This window comes from Variovorax sp. SG517 (genome assembly GCF_013376045.1).
Taxonomy (GTDB): domain Bacteria; phylum Pseudomonadota; class Gammaproteobacteria; order Burkholderiales; family Burkholderiaceae_C; genus Variovorax.
Window position 1 is genome coordinate 153,465 of sequence record NZ_JABMJG010000001.1, and the last position, 26,175, is coordinate 179,639.

General features: G+C 68.3%; 17 protein-coding genes and 1 pseudogene. 13 read left to right on the forward strand and 5 right to left on the reverse strand.

Translation table 11 applies throughout. The annotated features are described in order from the left end of the window. Position 1: 1 nt before the first annotated feature. The 4 genes from xdhA to FHT32_RS00705 all read right to left on the reverse strand — a co-directional run bounded on the left by xdhA (position 2) and on the right by FHT32_RS00705 (position 5,056). A complete protein-coding gene (gene xdhA / locus FHT32_RS00690; RefSeq protein WP_176662756.1) occupies positions 2-1,615 on the reverse strand; it encodes a xanthine dehydrogenase small subunit in 1,614 nt (537 codons plus the stop codon). Positions 1,616-1,802: 187 nt separating this feature from the next. Further along, positions 1,803-2,582, reverse strand: a complete 780-nt coding sequence (locus FHT32_RS00695) for a sulfite exporter TauE/SafE family protein (RefSeq protein WP_176662757.1) — start codon at positions 2,580-2,582, stop codon at positions 1,803-1,805. A 184-nt stretch (positions 2,583-2,766) separates the two neighbouring features. Continuing rightward, positions 2,767-4,020, reverse strand: coding sequence for an NRAMP family divalent metal transporter (locus tag FHT32_RS00700; protein ID WP_176662758.1), 1,254 nt, complete (start codon positions 4,018-4,020; stop codon positions 2,767-2,769). A gap of 121 nt (positions 4,021-4,141) precedes the next feature. Next, positions 4,142-5,056: a LysR family transcriptional regulator gene (locus FHT32_RS00705; RefSeq protein ID WP_176662759.1), complete on the reverse strand. Its 915-nt coding sequence runs from the start codon at positions 5,054-5,056 to the stop codon at positions 4,142-4,144. Positions 5,057-5,162: 106 nt separating this feature from the next. Here FHT32_RS00705 and FHT32_RS00710 point away from each other — a divergent pair, with 106 nt between their 5' ends. The 9 genes and pseudogenes from FHT32_RS00710 (at position 5,163) to FHT32_RS00745 (ending at position 20,101) form a co-directional block, all read left to right on the forward strand. Continuing rightward, positions 5,163-7,322: an indolepyruvate ferredoxin oxidoreductase subunit alpha gene (locus FHT32_RS00710; RefSeq protein WP_176662760.1), complete on the forward strand. Its 2,160-nt coding sequence runs from the start codon at positions 5,163-5,165 to the stop codon at positions 7,320-7,322. 91 nt (positions 7,323-7,413) lie between these two features. Beyond that, positions 7,414-9,030 (forward strand): indolepyruvate oxidoreductase subunit beta family protein, encoded by a 1,617-nt coding sequence (locus FHT32_RS00715; RefSeq protein WP_176662761.1) that lies wholly within the window; start codon positions 7,414-7,416, stop codon positions 9,028-9,030. 16 nt (positions 9,031-9,046) lie between these two features. Then, a complete protein-coding gene (locus FHT32_RS00720; protein ID WP_176662762.1) occupies positions 9,047-10,291 on the forward strand; it encodes an alpha-hydroxy acid oxidase in 1,245 nt (414 codons plus the stop codon). A 45-nt stretch (positions 10,292-10,336) separates the two neighbouring features. Continuing rightward, positions 10,337-11,389, forward strand: coding sequence for a TRAP transporter substrate-binding protein (locus FHT32_RS00725; protein WP_176662763.1), 1,053 nt, complete (start codon positions 10,337-10,339; stop codon positions 11,387-11,389). Between the two features lie 51 nt (positions 11,390-11,440). After that, the gene (locus FHT32_RS00730) at positions 11,441-11,965 is read left to right on the forward strand and encodes a TRAP transporter small permease (protein WP_256098829.1); all 525 of its coding nucleotides are present in this window, start codon (positions 11,441-11,443) and stop codon (positions 11,963-11,965) included. Next, positions 11,962-13,263 (forward strand): TRAP transporter large permease, encoded by a 1,302-nt coding sequence (locus FHT32_RS00735; protein WP_176662764.1) that lies wholly within the window; start codon positions 11,962-11,964, stop codon positions 13,261-13,263. The genes FHT32_RS00730 and FHT32_RS00735 overlap by 4 nt, the downstream gene beginning before the upstream one ends. Continuing rightward, on the forward strand, positions 13,263-13,697 hold the full coding sequence (locus FHT32_RS00740; RefSeq protein ID WP_176662765.1) for a thioesterase family protein: 435 nt from the start codon (positions 13,263-13,265) through the stop codon (positions 13,695-13,697). The genes FHT32_RS00735 and FHT32_RS00740 overlap by 1 nt, the downstream gene beginning before the upstream one ends. Positions 13,698-13,855: 158 nt before the next feature. Further along, positions 13,856-13,972: pseudogene (locus FHT32_RS35335) on the forward strand (ESPR-type extended signal peptide-containing protein); the annotation flags it as partial. A gap of 3 nt (positions 13,973-13,975) precedes the next feature. Next, positions 13,976-20,101: an autotransporter outer membrane beta-barrel domain-containing protein gene (locus FHT32_RS00745; RefSeq protein WP_371132132.1), complete on the forward strand. Its 6,126-nt coding sequence runs from the start codon at positions 13,976-13,978 to the stop codon at positions 20,099-20,101. Here FHT32_RS00745 and FHT32_RS00750 read toward each other — a convergent pair. Beyond that, positions 20,067-20,567 carry a low molecular weight protein-tyrosine-phosphatase gene (locus FHT32_RS00750; protein ID WP_176662767.1) on the reverse strand — a complete coding sequence of 167 codons (501 nt, stop codon included), beginning with the start codon at positions 20,565-20,567 and terminating at the stop codon, positions 20,067-20,069. The two genes, FHT32_RS00745 and FHT32_RS00750, sit on opposite strands and share 35 nt — an antisense overlap. Before the next feature lie 131 nt (positions 20,568-20,698). Here FHT32_RS00750 and FHT32_RS00755 point away from each other — a divergent pair, with 131 nt between their 5' ends. From FHT32_RS00755 to FHT32_RS35340, 4 genes are all read left to right on the forward strand, one after another. Then, positions 20,699-21,139, forward strand: coding sequence for a hypothetical protein (locus tag FHT32_RS00755; protein ID WP_176662768.1), 441 nt, complete (start codon positions 20,699-20,701; stop codon positions 21,137-21,139). Between the two features lie 770 nt (positions 21,140-21,909). Beyond that, positions 21,910-24,675, forward strand: coding sequence for a magnesium-translocating P-type ATPase (gene mgtA, locus FHT32_RS00765; RefSeq protein WP_176662770.1), 2,766 nt, complete (start codon positions 21,910-21,912; stop codon positions 24,673-24,675). Between the two features lie 92 nt (positions 24,676-24,767). Beyond that, the gene (locus FHT32_RS00770; RefSeq protein ID WP_176662771.1) at positions 24,768-25,484 is read left to right on the forward strand and encodes an MgtC/SapB family protein; all 717 of its coding nucleotides are present in this window, start codon (positions 24,768-24,770) and stop codon (positions 25,482-25,484) included. 105 nt (positions 25,485-25,589) lie between these two features. Further along, positions 25,590-26,135, forward strand: a complete 546-nt coding sequence (locus FHT32_RS35340) for a DUF2059 domain-containing protein (protein WP_176662772.1) — start codon at positions 25,590-25,592, stop codon at positions 26,133-26,135. The last annotated feature ends 40 nt before the right edge of the window (positions 26,136-26,175 follow it).

Consider the following 26,175-nt stretch of genomic DNA (forward strand, 5'->3'; position numbering starts at 1 on the left):
GTCAGACTCCTTGCGCCGCCGCGTTGACGGCATGGGGCATCACGCTCCAGACGCTGGTTTCCTCGATCGGCAGCGCGTCTTCGGCGCGCGTTTCGAGCCAAAGGCGCTGGATGAGGTTCTGCGCCACCAGCAGCCGGTAGTCGGCCGATGCGCGCATGTCCGACAGCGGCTTGAAGTCCTGCGCCAGCGCGAGCTTGGCGGTGGCGACGCTGGCCTGCGTCCACGGCTTGCCGACCAATGCGGCCTCGGCGTTCGCGGCACGCTTGACCGTCGCGGCCATGCCGCCGAAGGCCAGGCGTACGGCCTTCACCGTGTCGCTGCCCGCCTCGAGCTCGATGGCGAAGCCCGCGCACAACGCCGAGATGTCGCAATCGAAGCGCTTGCTGATCTTGTAGGCGCGCACCTGCCGCGTCATCGCGGCATGCGGAACGGCCAGCCCCAGAACGAACTCGCCCGGCTGCAGCTGGTTCTTCATGTAGTCCAGGTAGAAATCGGGCAGCGGCATGCGGCGCACCACTTCGCCGCGGCGCAGCTCGATCTGCGCGTCGAGCGACATCAGCACCGGCGGCGAATCGCCGATGGGCGAGCCGTTGGCCACGTTGCCGCCCATGGTTCCTGCATGGCGGATCGGCGGCGAGGCGAAGCGCAGCCACACCTCGGCGAGGCTGGGCACGCGGTCCACCAGCGCGGCGAAGGCGGATTCGAGCGAGGCGCCGGCGCCGATGTAAAGCTCACCACCGTTGTCCGGGCGGTCCTCGATGGTCTTCAGCTCGGCCACGTCGCCCACGTAGATGATGTCGCCCAGGTCGCGGAACTGCTTGTTGACCCACAGGCCCACGTCGGTGGAACCGGCCAGCAGCTGCGCGCGCGGCTTCTGTTCGCGCAGGGCGGCGAGCTGGGCCAGCGTCTTCGGGGCGTGGAAGTGGTCGATGCGCGCGCCCAGCGGGGCGGCGTAGTCGAAGCCCTCGTTCTTCAGCGCGGTGAGCGCGGCGACCACGGGTTGGGTCTCGAGGCGCACGGCGGGCAGGTCGAACATGCGCTGGCCGGCGTCGACGATGGGGCGGTAGCCGGTGCAGCGGCACAGGTTGCCCGAGAGTTCGTCGGCCAGTTGCTGGCGGGTGGGCTGGGTGCCTTCGGCCTGGTGGTGCTCGTAGCTGGCCCACAGCGACATCACGAAGCCGGGCGTGCAGAAGCCGCACTGGGAGCCGTGGCAGTCGACCATGGCCTGCTGGACGGGGTGCAGCGTGTGAACCGGGTGCTTGCCGTTGCTGCCGGTCTGCGTCTTCGGCAGGCACTGCGCCTGCGCCTTGAGGTCTTCGACCGTGAACAGGGCCTTGCCGTGCAGCGTGGGCAGGAACTGGATGCAGGCGTTGACGGTCTGCAGGCTCAGGCCGTCGACGGTGCCGGGGGCCTGGGGGTCGGTGGCCAGCTCGCCGATGACGACGGTGCAGGCGCCGCAGTCGCCTTCGTTGCAGCCTTCCTTGGTGCCGGTGCAGCGGGCGTCCTCGCGCAGCCAGTCGAGCACGGAACGGGTCGGATGGACGCCGGTGACGTCGACGATCTTTCCGCGATGGAAGAAGCGGATCGGTTGAATCTTGCTGCTGTCGGTGCTCATGCTTTTAGGGCTCGTGGGCGACCCTTCGTGGGTCAGTCATGGACGTTAGCGGCTTGTCCGGCCTCTTGCATACGCGGGTGCCCATAACGCGTATGTGGGGGCCGGTATGCCACGTACGGGGAAACCCTTGCGTGGGGGTTGCAATTCCCGGGCCACTCGGCGATCTTGGGAGGCACCGGGGCGAGGTTCAGCGTTGCGCGATGGCCACCCAGGCGGTGGCCACCAGCGTGGAGCCCGCCACCGCGAGCAGCCCGCCGACCAGCCACTTGAGCGTGCGCGGCTGCAGCTTGTTGGGCAGGCGGTGGTGCAGCCGCGTCACGCCGTAGACCACCGGCATCGCGCAGCCGGCCAGCAGCGCCGAGCGCAGCGAGAAATGCCCCGTGGGCACCACGATCACCAGCCGCACCAGCGAGTTGAAGGCGAACATCAGCAGCAGCGCGCGGCGCACCAGCTCGCGGTCCAGCGGCTGGCGGTACATGTGGAAGACGATGGGCGGCCCCGAGCTGGAGAACAGCCCGCCCAGCACGCCCGACAGCCCGCCGATGACGGCGAAGCTCCTGCTTCCCGACACCACCGGCAGCGGCTTCGCCTGCAGCACCAGCAGCACCGCGCAGCCCAGGATCGACACGCCCAGCAGCCCGCGCAGCCAGTCGACCGCGCCGCCGCTGAGCCAGGTCAGGAGCATCAGGCCGACGATCACGCCCACCGTGCTGCCGTTGAGCGCCGGCTTCATCAGCTGCCAGGGCACCACGCCCGGCCGGGCGCGGAAATACGTCCAGGCGTTGATGAGGCTCAGCACCGTGGCCGCATTGGCCGTGTCGCCCACGCTGGCGACGTGCAGCACCGACACCAGCCCGAGCAGGATCAGGCTGAACGCGAAGCCAGTGAGGTTCTGCGCATAGGTGGCCAGCGCCACGCAGGCCATGAAGACCAGCACGGGGCCGGCCTGGGAAAGGATCGCTTGCACCGCAGGAGGCCTCAGGGTGCGGCGGAAGGAAGCGCAGGGTGTGAGAGGCGCGCGCGGAAAACGCGCAGCGCTACGGACGGAACGGACATTCGGGAGCGGGGAAGGCGGCGGGAGCGGGGAACGGGAAGCGAAAAAACGCCAGAAAGCGGGCTCCGAGAATACCGCGCCGCGCCCGGGGCCCTCTTCAGCGCACCAGGTCCCACCCCATCATCAGCGCCGCGAAGCCCATCAGCGCGGTGCCGCCCCAGCCCAGCCAGCGGGTGCGGCGGCCCGAGGTGAAGACGCCCATGACCTTCTCGCGGGTCACGAGGATCATCATGGCCGCCATGATCGGCACGGCCACGACGCCGTTGATGACGGCGCTCCAGTAGAGCGCCTTCATGGGGTCGATGGGCGTGAAGTCGAGCGCCGTGCCCACCAGCGTGGCCACGGCGATGATCGCGTAGAACTCCTTGGCCTCGCGCCAGTGCCGCTCCAGCCCCTCTTCCCAGCCGAAGGCCTCGGCCACTGCATAGGCTGCCGAGGACGCGAGCACCGGAACAGCCAGCAGCCCGGTGGCGATGATGCCGCCGGCGAACAGCAGGAACGCGAAGTCGCCGGCCAGCGGGCGCAGCGCCTCGGCGGCCTGGGCGGCGGAGGTCACGTCGTGCACTCCGGCCGCGTACAGCACCGCCGCTCCCACCACCATTACGAAGAAGGCGATCAGGTTGGAGAAGGTCATGCCCATCCAGGTGTCAAGCCGCACCCGCTTCAGGTCGTGCCGCACCTCCTGCTCGGAGCCCTTGCGGCCGCCCTTGAGCCGCAGCTCCTCCACCTCCTGCGACGCCTGCCAGAAGAAGAGGTACGGCGAGATGGTGGTGCCCAGCAGCGCCACGATCATCATCCAGTAGTCGCCGCGCCACTGGAGCCGTGGCACCACTAGGTCGTGCAGCACCTGCGCCCAGGGCACATGCACCGAGAACACCGCCGCCACGTAGGCGAACAGCGTGAGCGTGAGCCACTTGAGGATGTGGGCCAGCCTGCGGTAGGGAACGAACACCTGCAGCAGCACCGTCACCACGCCGAACACCAGCGAATGGAAGTGCGCCCCGCCGCCCACCACCAGCTGCAGCGCCTCGCCCATGGCGGCGATGTCGGCCGCGATGTTGATGGTGTTGGCCACCACCAGCAGCGACACCAGCACGATCAGCAAGCCGCGCGGCATGTGCTCGCGCAGGTTGGCCGCCACGCCCTTGCCCGTGACTCGCCCGATGCGCGCCGACACCAGCTGGATCGCCACCATGAAGGGCAGCGACAGGAACACCGTCCACAGCAGCCCCGTGCCGAACTGGGCACCGGCCTGGGTGTAGGTGGCGATGCCCGAGGGGTCGTCGTCGGCCGCACCGGTGACGACGCCGGGGCCCACGTGTCGCAGGAATGAGGGGATGAGTTTTTTCATGTCGGGCGGATCGTGGCACGGCGAGCCTGACCAGGGAATGAACGCTCAACGTCCATTCCCGGAAAAACGTTGGCCGGTCGCCCGTTTCTTTCTCGCCGGCCCGCGGCAGGCGGGGCGCCGGCTACGCCCGCTCGGAGAACAGCTCCGTGATGACCTGCCTGAGCCAGCGGTTTCCCGGGTCGGCCTCGAAGCGCTTGCTCCAGTGCAGCGACACGGTGAAGTCGCGCAGCGGAAAGGGCGGCTCCACGATGGCGTAGCCGCCCTCCTGCGCGAAGCCCCGTGCGATGTTGCGCGGCATCACCACCGCCAGGTCGGTCGCGCGCACGATGGCCGGCAGCACCATGAAGTGCTCCGTCGTCAGCCGCAGCCGGTCTTCCAGGTTGAGCAGCTGCAGGATGCGCAGCGTCTCGGCATGCGTGCGCACCGCCACGTAGTCGAGCTCCTGCAGGGCCTCCAGCAGCGCCTGCCCGCTGCGCCTGCGCCTGACGAAGGGGTGGTCCTTGCGCAGCAGCACGATGTAGCGGTCCTTCAGCAGCTGGGCGCGCTGGGTGTCCTTCACGCCGGGCAGGAAGCCGAAGGCGAAGTCGACCTTGCCGCTGTCGAGGCCGGCGGCGATGTCGCCCGGCGCCAGCGGCATGGTCTCGACCCGCACCCCGGGCGACAGTTCGCGCAGCCGCGCCATCAGGGCCGGCAGGAAGCGCCCTTCGCCGATGTCGCTCATGTGGATGCGGAAGGTCTTGCGCGACACCTGCGGCTCGAAGCGGTCGGGCTCGTGCAGGGCCTCCTCCAGCGTGGCCAGCGCCGCCTGCACGGCCACCGCCAGGCGGTCGGCGCGCGGCGTGGGCGCCACGCCGCCGGGGGTGCGGGTGAAGAGCGCGTCGCCCAGCAGCAGGCGCAGCCGGGTCAGGCCGTGGCTGGCAGCCGGCTGCGTCAGGCCGAGCGCCTCGGCGGCGCGGCTCACGCTGCGCGCGCGGTAGACCGCATCGAAGAGCCGCAGCAGGTTGAGGTCGACCGTGTCGATATGCACCGTGTTCATATTGGATAGCTGCCTCATTTTATTGAGGTATGGCGCACCGCCGACCACACTCCCCACACTCCCGCGTCCTCACCGGGCCCCAGAACAAAGAAGAGACAGAGACAAGATGGAAGTTTCATTCAGCAAGGAAGTGGAGATGCTGCGCCTCGGCGCGGGCGACACCTTCCACGGCGAGGGCATCCTCGCGATCACCAAGGGCCTGCTGCAGTCGGGCGTGGCCTACGTCGGCGGCTACCAGGGCGCGCCCGTGTCGCACCTGCTCGACGTGATGGTCCAGGGCAAGGCCTACATGGACGAGCTGGGCGTTCACGTCGAGGCCTGCTCCAACGAGGCCTCGGCCGCGGCCATGCTCGGCGCCTCCATCCACTACCCGCTGCGCGGCGCCGTGACGTGGAAGTCCATCGTCGGCACCAACGTGGCGGCCGACGCGCTGTCGAACCTGTCGTCGCCAGGCGTGACCGGCGGCGTGCTCGTCGTGGTGGGCGAGGACTACGGCGAGGGCGCCAGCGTGATCCAGGAGCGCACGCACGCCTACGCCCTCAAGTCGAGCATGTGCCTGCTCGACCCCAGGCCCGATCTCGGCGTGATGGTGCGCATGGTGGAGGAAGGCTTCCGCCTCTCGGAAAGCTCGAACATGCCCTGCCTGATGGAGCTGCGCATCCGCACCTGCCACGTGCGCGGCAGCTTCGAGTGCAAGGACAACGTGCGGCCCGCCGTCTCCACCCGCGCGCTGATGGAAGAGCCCGCCGGCTTCGACTACATGCGCCTCGCGCATCCGCCCGTCACCTTCAGGCACGAGAAGCTCAAGGGCGATGCGCGCATTCCGGCCGCGCGCAGCTACATCGCCGAGCACGGCCTCAACGAGCTGATGCCCGGCGGCCGCCATGCCAACCTGGGCATCGTGGTGCAGGGCGGGCTCTACAACGCGCTGATCCGCAGCCTCCAGCAGCATGGGCTGGCCGATGCCTTCGGCCAGACGGACATCCCGATCCTGGTGCTCAACGTGACCTACCCGCTGGTGCCCGAACAGGTCGCCGACTTCTGCGTGGGCAAGCGCGCGGTGCTGGTGGTGGAGGAAGGCCAGCCCGAGTACATCGAGCAGGACATCGCCACGCTGCTGCGCCGGCGCGACATCCAGACGCCGCTGCACGGCAAGGACATGCTGCCCTCCGCGGGCGAGTACGGCGTGGAGGCGCTCTCCGACGGCATCGGCGCCTTCGCCGCGAAGTACATCGAGGCGGACGAGGCATCCTCCTCTGCCCAGGCCTGGCTCGCGGGCAACCGCGAGCGCCGCGAGGCCGTGGCGCGCCGGCTGAACTCGCCGCTGCCCAACCGGCCGCCGAGCTTCTGCGTCGGCTGCCCGGAGCGGGCGGTGTTCTCCGCGCTCAAGCTCGCGCAGCAGGAGACCGGGCCGGTGCACGTGGCCGCCGACATCGGCTGCCACGCCTTCGGCACCTTCGAGCCCTTCTCGATGGGCCACTCCATCCTCGGCTACGGCATGAGCCTCGCGAGCCGCGCGGGCGTGGCGCCGATGATGAACCGGCGCACGCTTTCGATCATGGGCGACGGCGGCTTCTGGCACAACGGGCTGCTCACGGGCGTGCAGAGCGCGCTCTTCAACGGCGACGATGCGGTGCTGCTGATCTTCAAGAACGGCTACACCTCCGCCACCGGCACGCAGGACATCATCTCCACGCCCGACGACGAGATCAAGGAACGCGCCGAGGACAAGCAGCAGAGCCTGGTCGACAAGAACCAGACCATCGAGGCCACGCTCAAGGGCCTGGGCGTGCAGTGGACGCGCACCGTGACCACCTACGACGTGGAGCGCATGCGCAAGACGCTGACCGAGGCGCTCACCAGCGACTTCGACGGACTGAAGGTGGTGATCGCCGAGGGCGAATGCCAGCTCGAGCGCCAGCGCCGCATCAAGCCGTGGATCGCCAGCCTGCTCAAGAAAGGCGAGCGCGTGGTGCGCGTGAAGTACGGCGTCGACGAGGACGTGTGCAACGGCGACCACGCCTGCATCCGCCTGTCGGGCTGCCCCACGCTCACGCTGCGCGACAACCCCGATCCGCTGAAGGTGGACCCCGTGGCCACCGTGATCGACGGCTGCGTGGGCTGCGGCCTGTGCGGCGCGAACGCGCATGCGGCCACGCTGTGCCCGAGCTTCTACCGGGCGGAGGTGGTGCAGAACCCGAAGTGGCATGAGCGGCTCTTGCATGGTTTGCGCGGCGCCTTCGTTCGCGCGCTGCAGCCTGCATGACCACACCCCTCTTTTCCCCTCTCCCCGAGGGGAGGGCCAGCAACAGTCATCCGAAAACGACAAGAACACAAGCGACTCGATGAACCGAACCATGGACCACACCCGCCCCATCACCCTGCTCGTCTGCGCCCTCGGCGGCGAAGGCGGCGGCGTGCTCACCGAATGGCTGGTCGACACCGCGCGCCATGCGGGCTATGCGGCGCAGAGCACCTCGATTCCCGGCGTGGCGCAGCGCACCGGCGCCACCACCTACTACATCGAAGTCTTCCCCGTGCCGCTCGCGCAGCTCGGCGGCAGGCGCCCCGTATTCAGCCTGAGCCCGGTGCCGGGCGCGCTGGACGCCATCGTCTCCTCGGAGCTGCTGGAGACCGCGCGCCAGATCGGCAACGGCATGAGCGCGCCGCAGCGCACGCTGGTCATCAGCTCCTCGGCGCGCATCTTCACGACGGCCGAGCGCATGCAGCTCGGCGACGGCCGGGCCGACGCGCAGCAGCTGCTCGACGTGGTCAAGGCCTTCAGCCGCGAGCACCATGTGTTCGACATGAACGCCATCGCACGCGAGAGCGGCACGGTGGTCAGCGCGGTGATGCTGGGCGCCATCGCTGGCAGCGGGCTGTTCCCGTTCCCGCGCGAAGCCTACGAGCACGTGGTGCGCGGCGGCGACACCAGCGCGCCAGAGAAGCTGAGCAAGATGGCCGCCGCCAGCCTGCGCGGCTTCGCCTCGGCCTTCGAGGCTGTCAACGCCCCGCGCGCGCAGGCCGCCTTCGTCAGCAGCGTACTGGCCGGCGACGGTAACGACGCTCCGCCACCCGCAGCCGCCCTTCCCGCCGACCTCGCACGGCGCTTTCCGCCGGCCGTGCACGACATGCTCGCGCTGGGCCACGCCCGCGTGCTCGACTACCAGGACGCCGCCTATGCCTCGCTCTACGCCGAGCGGCTGGGCCGCGTGCTCGACGCCGAGCGCGCCGCCGATCCGGCCGGCGCGCGGGGCTTCGCCGTCACCCGCGAGGCCGCGCGCTGGCTCGCGCTGTGGATGGCCTTCGACGACATCGTGCGCGTGGCCGCGCTCAAGGGCCGCGCGAGCCGGTCGCAGCGCGTTCGGCGCGAGGTGCGTGCCGGCGAGGAAGACATCGTGAAGGTCTACGACCACTTCAAGCCCGGCGCGGCCGAGTTCGCGGCGCTGCTGCCACCGTCGCTCGCCAACCGCGTCACGGCTTGGGACCGCGACCGCCAGTCGCGCGGCCTCGCGCCGTGGGCGCTGCCGCTGAAGGTGGGCAGCCATTCGGTGTTCGGCATGGCTTCGCTGCGGCTGCTGGCTTCGCTGCGCTGGCTGCGCCGGCGCGGCAGCCGCTTTGCGGAAGAGCAGGCTCTCATCGAGCGCTGGCTCACCGCGGTGGAAGCCGGCACACGCGAGACCTGGACGCTGGGCCATGAACTCGCGCTGTGCGGCAGGCTCATCAAGGGCTACGGCAGCACCAACGAGCGCGGCAAGGAAAACCTGCTGCACTTGATCGGGCACCTTGCCGTGCAGCCCGGCGTCGCGCCGGCCGAACGCGCGCTGTCCGTGGCCGCCGCCCGCACGGCCGCGCTCGCCGACGATGCGGGCAAGGCGCTCGATGCCACGCTGCGCGAGCACGGCGCGCCCGCGCGCCCCATCAAGGCCCAGCCCATCCGCTGGATGAAGCGCAAGCCCACCGGCGGCGCCTGAGACGAGGCCCATCGCGATGACGCTGCTGCTCAACGTCGAGGACTACCGCCGCCGCGCCCGTCGCGCGCTGCCACGGCTGGTGTTCGACTACATCGACGGCGGCGCGGAAGACGAGCGCTGCCTTCAGCGCAACCGCGACGCGCTCGACGCGCTGCCGCTCATTCCCGAATGCCTGCGCGACACCAGCAAGGTGGACATCGGCACCGAGCTCTTCGGCCGCCGCTGGCGCGCCCCTTTCGCCATCGCGCCCATCGGGCTGGCCGGCCTCGTGCGGCCGCGCGCCGACGCCTTGCTGGCCGGCGCCGCGCAGGGGGCGGGCGTGCCCTTCATTCTTTCCACGGCCTCGAACACGCGCATCGAGGACGTGCGCAGCGCCGCGCCCGAGGCCACGCTGTGGATGCAGCTCTACGTGATGGGCGAGCGCGCCATTGCGGAGCGCATCGTGCGCCGCGCACGCAATGCGGGCTTCGAGGCGCTCGTGCTCACGGTGGACGTGCCCGTCAGCGGCCTTCGCGAACGCGACCTGCGTCACGGCTTTCGCGTGCCGATGCGACTCACGCCCGGCACCGTGCTCGACATGGCGCGGCACCCCGCGTGGCTGCTGCGGCTGGCCGGCGGCGGCATGCCGCAGTTCGCGAACCTGCTGCCGGATGAAGACGACGGGGCACCGGTCTCCGCGCAGACGCAGGCCGCGCTGCTCTCGCGCGCCATGGACCGCACGCTGACCTGGGACAGCCTGCCCTGGCTGCGCAAGCTCTGGGACCGGCCGCTGCTCGTGAAGGGCCTGCTGGGTGCCGAGGACGCACGGCGTGCGCTGCGCCACGGCGCGGACGGCATCGTGGTCTCCAACCACGGCGGGCGGCAGCTCGATGCCGCGCCGGCCACCATCGCCGCGCTGCCGGCCATGCTCGATGCGGTCGGCGGGTGCATCCCGGTGCTGGTGGACAGCGGCATGCGGCGCGGCAGCGACATCGTCAAGGCGCTCGCGCTCGGGGCCAATGCGGTGCTCGTCGGTCGCGCACCTGTCTATGGCCTCGCATGCGACGGCGAACAGGGCGCGCTCTCGGTGCTGCAGCTGCTCGCGCAGGAAACCGAGCGCACGATGACCTTGCTGGGCGCCTCGCGCGTCGGCGAACTCGGGCGCAGGCACGTCGAAATGCATGCACCGCGTTCGCAGATCGAACAAGCCGGACACGCGGCGCATACATCCGTGCCGACGCACGGGAAAGCCTCCATTTACCCCGCGCACGCGGCTGCCTAGATTGCGGATTCGCTCGCAGAGACACACGACACAACGAAGGAGACCATGAAAGCCACTCGCCAACCCCTCCCGTCCCGCCGCTTGGCCTTGAGCCTTGCAGCGGCCACCGCAGCCCTGGCGCTGGTTGCACCATCCGCGCAGGCGCAGGACAAGCCGGTGCAACTCAAGCTATCGAGCTGGGTGCCCGCGCAGCACCCGCTCAACCCCGCGCTGCAGGCGTGGGCCGACGACATCAAGAAGGAATCGGGCGGCACCATCACCGCGATCCTTTTCCCGTCGGAGCAGCTGGGCAAAGCCTTCGACCACTACGACATGGCGCGCGACGGCATCGCCGACTTCTCGTACGTGAACCCGGGCTACCAGCCGGGCCGCTTCCCGGTGATGGCGGGTGCCTCGCTGCCCTTCCTGTTCGCCAACGGCAAGGAAGGCTCGGCAGCCATCGACGCCTGGTACCGCAACTACGCGGCCAAGGAAATGAAGGACGTGAAGTACTGCTTCGCCTTCGTGCACGACCCGGGCACCTTCCACTCGCGCAAGAAGATCACCGTGCCCGGCGACATCAAGGGCATGAAGGTGCGCCCGGCCACCAGCACCGTGGGCCAGCTCATCACCTCGCTGGGCGGCACCAACGTGCAGGCCTCGGCGCCCGAATCGCGCGACATGCTGGAGCGCGGCGTGGCCGACGCCATCACCTTCCCGTGGGGCTCCATCGGCCTGTTCGGCATCGACAAGGTGGTGAAGTACCACATGGACGTGCCGCTGTACGTCACGCCCTTCGTGTGGGTGATGAACAAGGGCAAGTACGACGCGATGTCCACCGCGCAGAAGAAGGTGATCGACGATCACTGCACCAGCGAGTGGGCGCAGAAGGTGGCGGGCCCGTGGGCCGACTTCGAGTTCGGCGGCCGCGCCAAGATGGCTGCGCTGTCGGGGCACGAGATCTACAAGCTCACGCCCGAGCAACTGGATGCATGGCGCAAGGCGGCGGCTCCTTCCGAAGCGCAGTGGGCCGAGGGCGTGAAGAAGGTCGGCGAAGACCCGAAGGCCGTGATGGATGCGCTGAAGGCCAGCCTTAGCAAATACAAGTCCGCTCTCTGATGACCCGCGCCCCGCCAAGTGCGGGGCTTTTTGCAAGAAAGACGCAGCCCCATGGCGACACGCTCTGCCAGTTACATGGACCGTGCGATCAATACGATTGAATGGCTTGCCGCCATCTTCGTCGGAATCGTCGCGCTCAACATCTTCGTGGCCGTGGTGCTGCGCAAGTTCTTCGACACCTCGATCCCCGACGCCTACGACTTCGGCCGCATGCTGCTGGGCATCCTGATCTTCTGGGGCATCGCGGCCACCAGCTACCGCGGCGGCCACATCACGGTCGACCTGTTGTGGACGGCGGCGGGCCCGCGCATGAAGCGCGTGATCGACGTGTTCGCCACGCTGGTGCTGCTCTTCGTGGTGGCGGTGCAGACCATCATGCTGTTCGACAAGGTGCGCGGCACCTACGTCGACAACGTGCAGACCTACGACCTCAACATCCCGACCTGGCCGTTCTACGCCGTGGCCTGGGCCGGCGACGTCTGCGCCGTGCTGCTGATCGCCATCCGCACCTACCGGCTCATCTTCCATCCCGAACAACTCGAAGAAGTTCACGCAGAACAGAAGGCCGACGAATGAGCCCCGATGCAGTCGCAGTGTTGGGCTTCGTCGCCCTTTTCGTATTGATGCTGTTGCGCGTGCCAGTCGGCATGGCGATGGGCCTGGTGGGCGTGGTGGGCTACAGCTACCTCGTCGGCCCCGGGCCCGCGCTGAAGCTAGTGGGCCAGACCTCCATGCGCACCGTGACCGACTACACCTTCGGCGTGATCCCGATGTTCATGCTGATGGGGGCGCTGGTGTCGGTCTCGGGCGTGAGCCGCGAGCTCTTCAAGGCCGCCAACTCGATGATCGGCCACCTGCGCGGCGGGCTGGGCGTGGCCACCGTGGTGGCCTGCGGCGGTTTCGCAGCAATCTGCGGATCGTCGGTGGCCACGGCCGCCACGTTCTCTGCGGTGGCCTATCCGGAGATGCGCCGCTTCAACTACCCGCAGTCGTTCTCCACCGGCGTGATCGCCGCGGGCGGCACGCTGGGCGCGATATTGCCACCATCGACCGTGCTTGCGGTGTACGCCATCCTCACGCAGCAGGACATCGGCAAGCTCTTCATGGCGGGCATCGTGCCGGGCATCCTCGCGATGGCCATGTACGTGCTGACCATCGCGGTCATCGTGAAGACGCGGCCTGGCTGGCTGCCCGGCGGCGAGGTCAAGCCGTGGTCGGAGCGCCTGAAGGATTTGAAGAACGTGTGGGCGCCGCTGGTGCTGTTCGTGTTCGTCATCGGCGGCCTCTACGGCGGCTTCTTCACGCCGACCGAGGCCGGCGGCGTGGGCGCGAGCGGCGCGTTCATCCTCGGGCTGGTGCGGCGCAAGCTCGACGGCCCGAAGATCCGCGAAGCGCTGCTGTCGGCCACGCGCACGGCGGCGGCGGTGTTCACGGTGCTGATCGGCGCGCTGCTGTTCGGCTACTTCCTCACCATCACGCAGAGCCCGCAGAAGCTCACCGAATTCCTCACCGGCCTGGGCATCGGCCGCTACGGCGTGCTCGCGCTCATCATGCTCATGTACCTGGTGCTGGGCTGCCTGATGGACGCAATGGCGATGATCATCCTCACCGTGCCGATCATCTACCCGGTGATCGTGCACCTGGGCTTCGACCCCATCTGGTTCGGCGCGATCATCGTGATGACGGTGGAACTGGGGCTCATCCACCCGCCGGTGGGCATGAACGTGTTCGTCATCAAGAGCGTGGTGAAGGACGTGAGCTTCACCACCATCTTCAAGGGCGTGCTGCCGTTCATCGTGACCGACATCATTCGGCTGGTGATCCTGATCGCGTTCCCCATCATTGCCTTGTGGCTGCCGACGAGAATGGGCTGATGAGCAATACAAGCACCACTGCAACCAGGGAAGTCGTCTACACCGTGCGCGTGGAGTTCGGCGACTGCGACCCCGCCGGCATCGTCTGGTTTCCCAACTTCTTCCGCTGGATCGACGCGGCCTCGCGCCACTTCTTCGCCGAATGCGGCGTGCCGCGCTGGGAGGAAACCACGCAGACGCTGGGCGTGATCGGCACGCCGCTGGTCGACACGCATACGCGCTTCGTGAAGTCCGCGAGCTACGGCGACACGCTGAGCGTTGCGGTGCGCATCCCCGAGTGGCGCGAGAAGAGCTTCGTGCAGACCTACCGCGTGACGCGCGGGGAGGACCTGATCCTGGAGTGCGAAGAGGTGCGCATCTTCGCGGCGAAGCGCGAGGGCGGTGGGATCCGGGCCGTGGCGATTCCGCCTTCGATACGGGTGCTCTGCGAGTAGCCGCGAAGCCGGCTTCACCGCCTCGGCGCTGGTTTTCACCTACGCCATATTGCTTCCTTCTCTCGCGGCATCACGCGTCGTGAGTCCTTTCGGCAGATATTCACTTCACCCATGCCTCACAAATAATCACACGCATTACAAAGGCTTGGAGGCGAGCCGTGAACCATGTCTACCGTGTGATCTTCGACCGCCGGCAGAGCCGGTATCGCGTGGTTTCCGAACTGGCGAAGAGCGCCAGCGGTTCTGGAGGGACAGCAGTCAGGGGACGAAGGCGTGCCGTGCGCAGGGGCACTGCTCCCGCACTCGGTGCGCTCGCGGCGCTTGCGGCACTGGCGCTGCACGGCGGCGAGGCCTTCGCGGCCTGCACGCCAGCCTCGCCCGTCGACAACGACGTGGTCACCTGCACCGACGTTCCGATCCTGCTGCCGCCCAACCCGAACAGCTTCCTGAGCAACGCCAACGGTCTTGCCGTCACGGTGCAGTCGGGCGCCATCATGAGCACCCTGCCCGGCGGCACGGCAATGACACTGGGCGGCAACGGCATCACGCTCAACAACCTGGGCGCCATCGACGCCAATGCGGCGGGCTCCCTCGTGCTCTCGCGGGCCCTCACGATCGGCAATCTGGTAGTGCCCGGCAATGGCAACGTCACGGTGAACAACCAGGGCACGATCGAAGGCACCTTCGACGGCACCTTCGGCCTGCTGGGGGCGGCGGCCGTCATCGCCAACACCGGGACCACGACCTTCAACAACAGCGGCACGATCGGCATGAGCGCGCTGGGGCTCTTCGATCCGATCAACTCGATCGCAGTCGCCGTGTACGGCGGGGGCAACGTCAACTTCACGAACACCGGAACGATCACCGGCCGGGTGGCCTTCCAGAGCCCGACCATCGGCGGCAACACCTTCGTCAACGCGGGCACGATCAACGGCAGCGTCTCGCTGGGCACGACGCTGAGCAACGACACCTTCGTGGCGGTGACGGGCTCGTCGATCAACGGCGGGCTGGTGCCGCTGCCCGGCGTGACCATTCCAACACTCGCGGTGCCGCCGAGCTTCGTCACCTTCGCGGCCGGCGGCACGGTCGATGCGGGCATAGGCGGCACCGACACGCTGGTGCTGCAGAACACCGTGGCGGGGCCCGGTTCCGGCAGCGGCGGCTCGGGCACGGTCTCGAGCCTGCAGTACCTCAACTTCGAGAATCTCGTTGTCAACAGCGGTACCTGGACGCTCAGCGGCGCACTGGTGAGCGGCAAAGCCACACTCAATGGCGGCACCGCGATCTTCGACAACGCCCTGTCCTTCGGCACAGGAACGCTCACCGGCAACGGCGGCGCGATCCAGCCGTCGGTCAGCGGGCTCACGCTGTCGCAGAACGTCGATCTCGCCACCGGGCTGTTCGTGCAGGGCGCCAACAGCCTGACGCTGGGTGGCACCCTCACCGGTGCTGGCGGCCTGATCAAGAACGGCAGCGGCACGCTCACGCTGTCGGGCAACAACGACTTCAGCGGTGGGCTGGCACTCAATGGCGGCGGACTGACGCTCGGCAATGCGAGTTCGCTTGGCACGGGCATGTTTATGGTCGGCGGCCCTGCCGCGCTCAACACCGCCTTCACCGGCACGCTCACCAACCAGGTGCAGCTCAACGGCGCACTGACGCTCAATGGCGCGGGCACGCTGACCTTGAACGGCAACATCGACGGCGCCGGCAGCCTGACGCTCGCCAGCGGCAACCTGGTGCTGAACGGCGCCAACGACTACGGCGGGGGCACCGTGCTGCAGGCCGGCTCGATAGACCTCGGCTCCGCAACCGCGCTCGGCACCGGCGCATTGACTATCGCCGGTGCCGCCACGCTGACCGGCAAGAGCGGCCTCGTGTTGGGCAACGACATCGTGCTCAACAACACGCTGAACCTGGGAGGCGGCGGAAGCGGCGGTGCGCTGACGCTCAACGGCAAGATCAGCGGCACAGGTGGGATGAGCCTGGCCGGCGCGCCGGGGCTCACGCTCAACGGCGCCAACGGCTTCAGCGGTGGTTTCAACCTGGGCGGCGGCACGCTCACCGTGGGCAACAACCTCGCGCTGGGCGTGGGCGCGGTGACGGTGAGCGGCGCCAGTTCGCTGGCGGCGAACACGCCCGTGGGCCTCGCCAACAACTTCAACCTGAACGCGAGCCTGAACATCGCCAGCAGCAGCGATCTCGCACTCAACGGCACCATCGGCGGCCTCGGCGGCCTGACGCAGTCGGGGCCAGCCAAGCTCACCCTGGGCGGCGCCAACGGGTTCTCCGGCGGTGTGAACCTGCTCGGCGGCGGACTGGGCGTGGGCACGAACACCTCGCTGGGATTGGGCGCGCTCACGGTCAACGGCGCGGCCACGCTCGATGCCAGCGCGGGCGTGAACCTGGGCAATGCGGTGGTGCTCAACGCGGGCCTGGCCGTCGGCGGCGGCAACGACATCGCTCTGGGCGGGCTGGTCTCGGGCGCAGGTGCGCTGTCGTTCAACGGCACGGGCAAGCTGAGCCTGAACGGCGCGAACGCCGCCTTCAGCGGCGGCGTCACGCTGGGCAGCGGCACGCTCGGCGTGGGCAACGACCTCGCACTGGGCACCGGCGGGCTCGGCGTGACAGGCAACGCGAGCCTCACGGCGAACGTGCCGGGCATCGTGCTTGGCAACGGCACAACGCTGGGCAGCGGGACCACGCTGAGCCTGACCGGCGCCAACGCGCTCGCGCAGGGCGGCACCATCACCGGCGCCGGCGCGCTCGCGGTGAACGGTCCCGGCAGCGTCACGCTGGCCGGCGCGAGCGACTTCTCGGGCGGCGTTTCACTGGCGGGCGGCACTCTCTCGCTGGGCACCAGCACCTCGCTGGGCAGCGGCACCCTCGGCGTGACGGGCAACGCCGGCCTGCAGAGCGCGGCCGGCGCCCTGGCGCTGGTCAACGCGGTCTCGCTCGGCACAGGCGTGGCCCTGACGGTGGGCGGCGCCAACGATCTCACGCTGAACGGGCCCATCGGCGGCGGCGGCTCTCTCATCAAGACCGGCACCGGCACGCTCGTGCTCGGCGGCGCCAACAACTTCGGCGGCGGCGTGACGCTGCAGGCCGGCACGCTCGGCGTGGGCACGGGCACCTCGCTGGGAACGGGTGCGCTCACCGTGGCCGGCGCGGCAACGCTGACCTCGAGCGCCGACGTCGCGCTGGCGAACAACGTCACGCTCAATGGCGCACTGAGCGTCACGGGTGCGAAGAACATCGTGCTGGGCGGCGTCATCGACGGCACGGCCGGCCTCAACTATGGCGGCACGGGGATGCTGAGCCTGGGCGGCGCGAACACTTACTCGGGGGCGACCACCGTCGCATCAGGCACGCTGCTGGCCACCAATGCGAGCGGCAGCGCCACGGGCACTGGCGCGGTCACGGTGCTGACCGGCGCCACGCTGGGCGGCACCGGCCGCATCGGCGGCGACGTCACCCTGAACACGGGCGCGAAGCTGGCTCCGGGTGCCGGCACGGCCGGCAGCTTCGGCGTGCTGACGGTCGGCGGCAATCTTTCGCTCGCCGCCGGCAGCACGCTGGATTTCGATTTCGGCGCTCCGGGGTCCGACTTCAGCACGCCCGGTGCGAGCGACAGCGTGAGCGTGGGCGGCAATTTGTCGCTCGGCGGGGCGGTGACGCTGAACGTCGCCAACGGCGGCAGCTTCGGCCCCGGCGTGTACCGGCTCGTCGACTACGGCGGCTCGCTGACAGGCGTCGGCAGCCTCTCGCTGGGCGGCGTGCCGGGCGGCAGCACGGTGCTGCTGCAGAACCTCAGCGCCGACAAGCGCTTCAACCTGGTCAACACCACCGGCCTGACGCTGAACTTCTGGAACGCCGACGGCCTGGCCAGTCTGGTGCAGTCCGGCGGCGGCACGGGCACGTGGTCGACCATCAGCCCGGTATGGACCGACGCGGCCGGCACGGTGACCGTGCCCATGCAGCCGCAGCCGGGCTTCGCCATCTTCGGCGGCGCGCCGGGCACCGTGACCATCGACAAGACCGGCGGCGCGGTGCAGGCGCTGGGCATGCAGTTCACCAGCGGCGGCTACACGCTGGCCGGCGATGCGCTCACGCTGCTGGGCATCGGCGGCGCCAAGGCCGAGATCCGCGTGGGCGACGGCAGCGCGGCCTCTTCGGGCTTCGTCGCAACGGTGAACAGCGCGATCGCCGGCAGCGCGGGCATCACCAAGACAGGCGCGGGCACGCTGGTGCTGGGCGGCACCAACACCTATACCGGCGGCACGGCCGTGCAGGGTGGCGCGCTGTCGGTTTCCGCCGATGCAAACCTCGGCGCGGCCGGCGGCGGACTCGCGCTCGACGGCGGGCGCCTGCAAGTCACCGGCACGGGCTTCGCCGGTACGGCGCGCGACATCGACATCGGCGCGGCGGGCGGCGGCATCGAGGTCGTCGACGCGGCCCACGACTTCACCGCGAGCGGCACGCTGGGTGGCAGCGGCACCCTCGTCAAATCGGGCCAGGGCACGCTGACACTGGCCGGCACCAACAACCACACCGGTGCCACGGTGGTCGACGCCGGCACGCTGCGGCTCGGCGCCGCCGGTCTGCTGAACCCGACGGCGACAATCGCGCTGGCCGACAAGGCCAGCGCCACACTGGACCTGAACGGCTTCGACCAGACCATCGGATCGCTCTCCGGCGGCGGCAGCGCGGGCGGCGAACTGAAGCTGGGCAGCGCGACGCTCACGACCGGCGGCGACAACACCAGCACCACGTTCGGCGGCAGCCTGAGCGGCAGCGGCAGCCTCGTGAAGCAGGGCACCGGCACCTTCACGCTGGCTGGCTCGAACGGCTATGGCGGCGCGACGCAGGTGAATGCCGGCACGCTGCAGGCCGGCGCCGCCAACGCCTTCAGCGCGACTTCCGCCCACAGCGTGGCCGCGGGCGCGACGCTCGACCTCGCGGGCTTCAACCAGACCATCGGCTCGCTGAACAACAGCGGCACGGTTTCGCTGACGGGCGCGACGGCCGGCACCAGCCTCACCGTGACGGGCCCGTATGTGGGCAACAACGGCGTGCTGCGGCTGGGCGCAGTGCTGAATGCGAGCGGTCCGTCCGATCGGCTGATGCTCGACGGCGCAGGCGCCACAGCCAGCGGCCGCACCACCGTGCAGATCGTCAATCTCGGCGGCCTGGGCGCGCTGACCACGGGCAACGGCATCGAGGTGATCAGCGCCCTCAACGGCGCGACCACCACCGCCCAAACCACCAGGGACGCCTTCACGCTCGCCGGCGGGCACGTGGATGCCGGTGCCTACGAATACCGCCTCTATCCGGCCGATGCGAACGGCGCGGGCGAGAACTGGTATCTGCGCTCGACGACGGGCGCGGGCGGCCCCGGCGTGCCAGGTGCGCCGGGCGGGCCAGGCCTGCCGACCTACCGTGCAGAGGTACCGCTGTATGCCGCCCTGCCCCAGCAACTGCGCCAGGCGAATGTCGCGATGCTCGGCAACCTGCACCTGCGCGGCGGCGACGACATGCGGCAGTCCAACGACGCCGGCGACTCGACGGCCGACGCCGGACGCCGCGCATGGGGCCGCGTGCTGAGCACCGACATCGACGTGCGCCAGCGCGGCACCGCGAGCCCCGAGAGCAAGGGCCGCCTCACGGGCTTCCAGGCCGGCACCGACCTGTGGGCCGATGCGAACTGGCGTGCCGGCATCTACGTCGGCCAGCTCGAGGGCGACGTCGACGTGCGCGGCTTCGCCAGCGGCATCCAGGGCCTGCGCGTGGGCCGCAGCGACCTGCGCAGCCGCTACCTCGGCGTGTACGCCACTTGGCACAACGATGCCGGCTGGTACACCGACATCGTGCTGCAGGGCGGCCAGCACCGCTACACGGCGCGGCCGCTCGCGAGCATGGGCACTTCGGGCAAGGGCGACAGCTTCCTGGCGTCCGTCGAGGTGGGCAAAGCCTTCGACATCGGGGGCGGCTGGCGCGTGGAGCCGCAGCTTCAGCTCATCCACCAGCGCCTGAGCATGGACGGCACGAGCATCTCCGGCGCCTGGATCACGCAGGACACGCACGACGGCCTGATCGCGCGCGCCGGCCTGCGCATCAAGGGTTCCATCGCCACCGGCGTCGGCTTGCTGCAGCCCTATGCGCGCATCAACATCAACCGAGCATCGAGCGGCACCGACGTCGCGCGCCTGACAGGGCCGGCCGGCAGCACCGGCATCGCCAGCGAAACGGGCGGCACCAGCACCGAACTGGCCGGTGGCTTCACCCTCGCGCTCGGCGAGCGCACGGCGGTCTACGGCGAACTGGGCAAGCTCTGGGCCACGGGAGGAGACACGCGCATGAAAAGCTCGCTCAACGCTTCGGTGGGCGTGCGGGTGCGCTGGTAGCCGCAGCGTCGGCTTGCAGTCGCGCGAGCAGGCCATCCACGCCGCGGTCGATCAGGTCGAAGACCTCGACAAAATCCTTCTGCCCGCCGTACCACGGGTCGGGCACATCGCCTTCGATGCCGTCGGCGTATTCGGTGAACAGATGGATCTTGCCGGCCGTGCCGGCGGGCGCAAGCCTGCGCAGCGCCGCGCAATGCTGGGCGGTCATGCCGATGATCAGATCGAAGCGATCGAAGTCGGACTTGCGGACCTGCCGCGCGCAGTGCGCGTGCATCTCGATGCCGCGCCGCCTGGCCTCGGCCACCGAGCGTGGATCGGGCGGGTTGCCGCGCTCCTCGTCGGAGATGGCGGCGCTGTCGACATCTATTTCGAAACCGACTGCGCGGGCCTTGTGCATGAGCAGGGTGTGGGCCGTGGGCGAGCGGCAAATGTTGCCGGTGCAGATGAACAAGACGGCAAATTTCATTGTTCGCGATAGCTGTTCGAGAGCTCTTCGAAGGCTCGGATGGAAGGGAGCCGACAATCATGCCTGGAGCGAGGGGTACCCAGTCGAGCGGCACCACCTCGGCCGAACTAGGTCGAAAGATCAACAAAAAGATGGCCATTCCGGCCATTCCTCACAACTCTCACGACTGGCGACACGATACTTACATCTGTGCGGATTTGCTGCAGTTAACATTTTTCCGGCAGCAAAGTAAGGAGGTGCGTTTGTCCACGAACTACAACCCTGAACCCGCCCGCGCGTGGCGCAATGCCTTTGTTGCGGAATGGATTCTGCTCTCAGGGGGACGTGCTGCTGGAGCAAATTTCGACGAACTCGTCGATCGACTGTATGTAGCCAACGCCGAGATGAACCCTCGGCTTGTCGCGCAACAGGAATGGAATCGGCCGATGTTCGCCGTTCCAGATCCGGTGGCGACCTTCACCGCCGCAGCCGTCAAGTACGGATTGATCGCTCCCGGCGGCAGCCTCGACGAGAGGATGGCGGCATTTGCTTTCGACCTCTTTGGAATGGATCGCACACCGGCTGGTCGATAACCGGCCCGGCAATGCGTTCTTTCGCATCGCAAAACATCGCTCCGCGGGTTGACGCCCCGCATGCCGCGGTGCAACAATCCGGAAATCTTCATTTCGGAGCCCCGTGCGTGGACAGTGCCAGTTGGATCAGTGACAAGACGCGTGCCTCGGCAGGCGTGACACATCCGGCCCTCTAGCGCAGGCTCCCCGCGCTGCGTGCCGGTGTTGCACACAGCGTGACCCGTTTGCCATTCCGGCGAGCGGCTCCCCTCCTCCCGATACCCGTCGTTCTCGTCACTGACTATTTCAGTCAGCTTGCGTGCGTCCGTGCGCGAGGCCCTTCTGTGCGAAGGAGCCTTGTCATGCGTCACTTTCATCTTCGTCGTCAGCCGCACGAACAACAGCGTGTTCGTCCGTCGGCGCACGTGCCTGAGCACGCTGCCCCTACGGCGGTGCAAGCAGCGCCTGCCGTGGATGCCAAGCTCGACCAGGCTGCCGCGCTCTGGACCACGCGCCGCATCCGCAGCTATCTGCTGCTGCAGCCGATCTGCGTGCCCCGCCGCTGAAGCGCGCGCCGCCACTCTTCTCTTCGAGCAACCCGCAAGCAACCCAGGAGCACACCATGGACCCCGCCTCTTGTCGGCGCCATAGCGCGCCCCCTTCGCTCAGACCTATTCCAACAACGACGCGGTCCGCTGCCGCGCCTCGCAAAGGGTTGCTCCCGGCTGGCTGATTGATGCCGGGGTTCTCCTTGGGCGGGCGGCAGTGGCGGCCGCCCGAAGGAGAACACCATGAAGAACGTCCTCAAGTCCTTTTTCGAAAGCTTCCTGCGCAGCCGCCACATGCTGCACCACTTCGAGCGCTGGCAGACGCTGCTGGGCTCGAAGCCCGTCGGAACCGGCTCCATCAGCATGCCGCCCGACATCGCGAAGGCACTGAGCGCCGCCTCGCGCACCGATGCCGGCGAGATGCTGGTCAAGCTCGGCAGCTCGCCGCGCGGCCTCAGCGAGGGCCATGCGCAGGTGCTGCGCAAGCGCCTCGGCAGCAACGAGGTGCGCCACGAGCAGCCGCTTCGCTGGTGGCAGCACCTGTGGCAGTGCTATCGCAATCCGTTCAACCTGCTGCTGACGGTGCTGGCGCTGGTCTCCTACGTCACCGAGGACATGAAGGCCACGCTGGTGATCGGCAGCATGGTGGTGCTGTCGACGGTGCTGCGCTTCCTGCAGGAGTCGCGCTCCAACAAGGCAGCCGATCGGCTCAAGGCGATGGTGAGCAACACCTCCACCGTGCTGCGCCCCGCCCCGGGCCACAAGGAAGGCGCGGCCGGCGACGAGGGCTTCGACACCACGCACGCCGGCACGGTGCGCGTCGAGGTGCCGATGCGCGACCTGGTGCCCGGCGAGGTGATCGCGCTGTCTGCCGGTGACATGATTCCGGCCGACTGCCGGCTGATCACGGCCAAGGACCTGTTCATCAGCCAGTCGGCGCTGACGGGCGAGGCGATGCCGGTTGAGAAGTTCGTCGTCGATCGCGGCGACCATGCAGCGGGTGTGCTGGAACGCGAGAACCTGCTCTTCATGGGCACCAACGTCATCAGCGGCACCGCCACCGCGGTGATCGTGCACACCGGCGACCGCACCTTCTTCGGCGCGCTGGCCCAGCGCGTGACGGCCACCGATCGCGGCACGAGCGCCTTCCAGGCCGGCATCAACCGCGTGAGCTGGGTGCTGATCCGTTTCATGCTGGTGATGGCGCCGCTGGTGCTGGTGATCAACGGCGTGGCCAAGGGCGACTGGTGGGAGGCCGCGCTGTTCGCGCTGTCGATCGCGGTCGGCCTCACGCCCGAGATGCTGCCGATGATCGTGACCGCCACGCTCGCCAAGGGCGCGGTCGTGATGTCGCGCCAGAAGGTGATCGTGAAGCGGCTGGAAGCCATCCACAACTTCGGTGCCATGGACGTGCTGTGCACGGACAAGACCGGCACGCTGACGCAGGACCGCATCGTGCTCGAACGCCACACCAACGCGTGGGGCGAGCAGTCCGACCACGTGCTGCAGCTGGCCTACCTCAACAGCTTTCACCAGACCGGCCTGAAGAACCTGCTGGACAAGGCCGTGCTGAGCCACGCCGAGATGCAACTCGAGACGCGCCTGCAGACCGCCTACCGCAAGATCGACGAAGTGCCCTTCGACTTCTCGCGCCGCCGCATGTCGGTGGTGGTGGCCAACGGTGGCAGCGAGCACCTGCTGATCTGCAAGGGCGCGCTGGAAGAGATCCTCTCGGTGTGCACCTCGGTCGAACGCGGCGCGGAAGTGCTGTCGCTCGACGCCGACGTGCTCGCGCGCATCCACAGCGTGGCCTCGCAGCTCAATGCCCAGGGCCTGCGCGTGGTGGCCGTGGCCAGCCGCTCGCTGAAGATCGAGGAGCAGAAGCCGGCCTACGGCGTGGCGGACGAGTCGGGGCTCACGCTGCTCGGATACGTCGCCTTCCTCGACCCGCCGAAGGAATCGACCGCACCCGCGCTGAGCGCGCTGGCCGAGCACGGCGTGGCGGTGAAGGTCCTGACGGGCGACAACGAACTGGTCACGCGCAAGGTCTGCGCCGACGTGGGCCTCGAAGTGGGCCGCATTGTTCTCGGCGCGGAGATCGAGGACATGGTCGATGCCGACCTGAAGCTGGTCGTCGAGGCGCACCAGGTCTTCGCCAAGCTCACGCCCGCGCACAAGGAACGCATCGTGCACGCGCTGCATGCCAACGGGCACGTGGTGGGCTTCATGGGCGACGGCATCAACGACGCGCCCGCGCTGCGTGCCGCGGACATCGGCATCTCGGTGGACAGCGCGGTGGACGTGGCCAAGGAGTCGGCCGACATCATCCTGCTCGAGAAGAGCCTGATGGTGCTGGAGCAAGGCGTGATCCAAGGGCGCCGCACATTCGCGAACATGCTCAAGTACATCAAGCTCACCGCGAGCTCGAACTTCGGCAACGTGTTCTCGGTGCTGGTGGCAAGCGCGTTCCTGCCCTTCCTGCCGATGCTGCCCTTGCACCTGCTGGTGCAGAACCTGCTGTACGACGTGTCGCAGATCGCCATTCCGTTCGACAACGTGGACGACGAGTTCCTCAAGAGTCCGCAGCGCTGGAACCCGGCCGACCTGGGCCGCTTCATGGTGTTCTTCGGCCCACTGAGCTCGGTGTTCGACATCCTGACCTTCACGGTGATGTGGTTCGTCTTTGCCGCCAACTCGGTGGAACACCAGACGCTCTTCCAGTCGGGCTGGTTCGTCGAAGGCCTGCTGTCGCAGACGCTGATCGTGCACCTGATCCGCACGCGCAAGATCCCGTTCCTGCAAAGCCGCGCCGCATGGCCGCTGCTCATCATGGGCGCGGCGATCGCCGCCGTGGGCATCTGGCTGCCGATGGGGCCGCTGTCGCACTACTTCAAGCTGCAGGCGCTGCCGCTGGCGTACTTCCCGTGGCTGGTGGCGATGCTGCTGGGCTATGCGTTGCTGACGCAGGCGGTGAAGGGGTGGTATGCGCGCAGGTACGGGTGGCAGTGACTTCCCGTGGCCGTCCGGGTCCATGACATGCTCATGACACCGGGCGGCTTCAAACTACGGCACCAACATCAACAACAAGAGGGAATCCATCGATGCAAGCCATCAACAACATCAACCTCGCCTCGCTGCTCGACACCCTCGTCAGCGTGGCCGCCGCCTTCATCCTCGGCTCGGTGATCGGCCTGGAGCGCCAGATACGCCAGCGCACGGCCGGCCTTCGCACCAACACGCTGGTGGCCGTGGGCGCGGCGGTGTTCGTCGACATGGCCTACCGGCTCGACGGCAGCGGCGGCGCTGTGCGCGTGGTGGCTTATGTGGTGTCGGGCATCGGCTTCCTGGGCGCGGGCGCGATCATGAAGGAAGGCGCCAACGTCACGGGGCTGAACACGGCGGCGACGCTGTGGGGGTCGGCGGCGGTGGGCGCCTGCGCGGGCGCCGACCTGCTGGGCGAGGCGCTGATCGCGGCGCTCTTCGTACTGGCAAGCAACACGCTGCTGCGACCGGTGGTGAACCGCATCAACCGCCAGCCGATCAGCGAGGAGGCCAGCGAAGCGACCTACGTGGTGCGCGTGATCTGCTCGCGCGCGGCGCGGCCCGAGGTGCTCGACCAGCTGCTGTTGCTGCTGGAGGCCGCGAACTATCCGGTGCGCGACGTCGACCAGCACCCTTTCGGACCGGCCGACACCGAGATCGGCGCGACGCTCTATGCGACGGCGGTCGAGCCCGCGGAGCTCGACCGCGTCATCGCGGATCTGGAGGCACTCGACGGCGTGCAGCAGGCCTTCTGGAATGCCACTGCTGAGGAATAGTCACGCTAGGATGCCGCTTCGAGCCAACAATCAGCGAACCAGCTGACACAGCTTCGAAAAATACGGGGAGAAACATTGAAAGCCCAAATCCTGGGACACCTGGTCGTGACGACCACGCTGACAGCCATGGTTGCAGCACACGCTCAACCCTCGCCCTCGCCAGCATCGACGACGGACTCGAAAAAACAGTTGGCGGCGCAGTTCTTCGACGCTGCTCGCCTGACTTCGATGTACGACGAACTGCTGGCGCGCTGCACGGAAGAAGGGGGACAAAGCTTTGCCAGTCAGGCCTACTCGATGGATCCGAGAAGCTTTGGGTCACTCACACCGAAATCCTCCTACTGGCCCGATGTGGAAGCCGCGCACAGACGCTATAGAGCGACTGTTTGCAGCTACAGCTCCGGTGCGGAATTCAGAGCGTTCTACGTAGAGCACTTGGTGCCGGATCTCAGCGAAGCAGACCTCCGCGCCGCGATCGCGTTTTACTCGTCCCCATCCGGGCAGCGCGTCGTCGCCGCCAGTGAAAAAACTTCACGGGCGTTCTATACCGTGGCAACTCAGCAGATGCTTGCAGCCACCCAGGCTGCAACAGCAACTCTTCAGAAGGATATGAAGAAAATCTACGATGCCTACAAACTCGAGCCCAGATAGCAGCGCAGCCCGCAAAAAAAGCGGCACCGCTTAGAAGCGA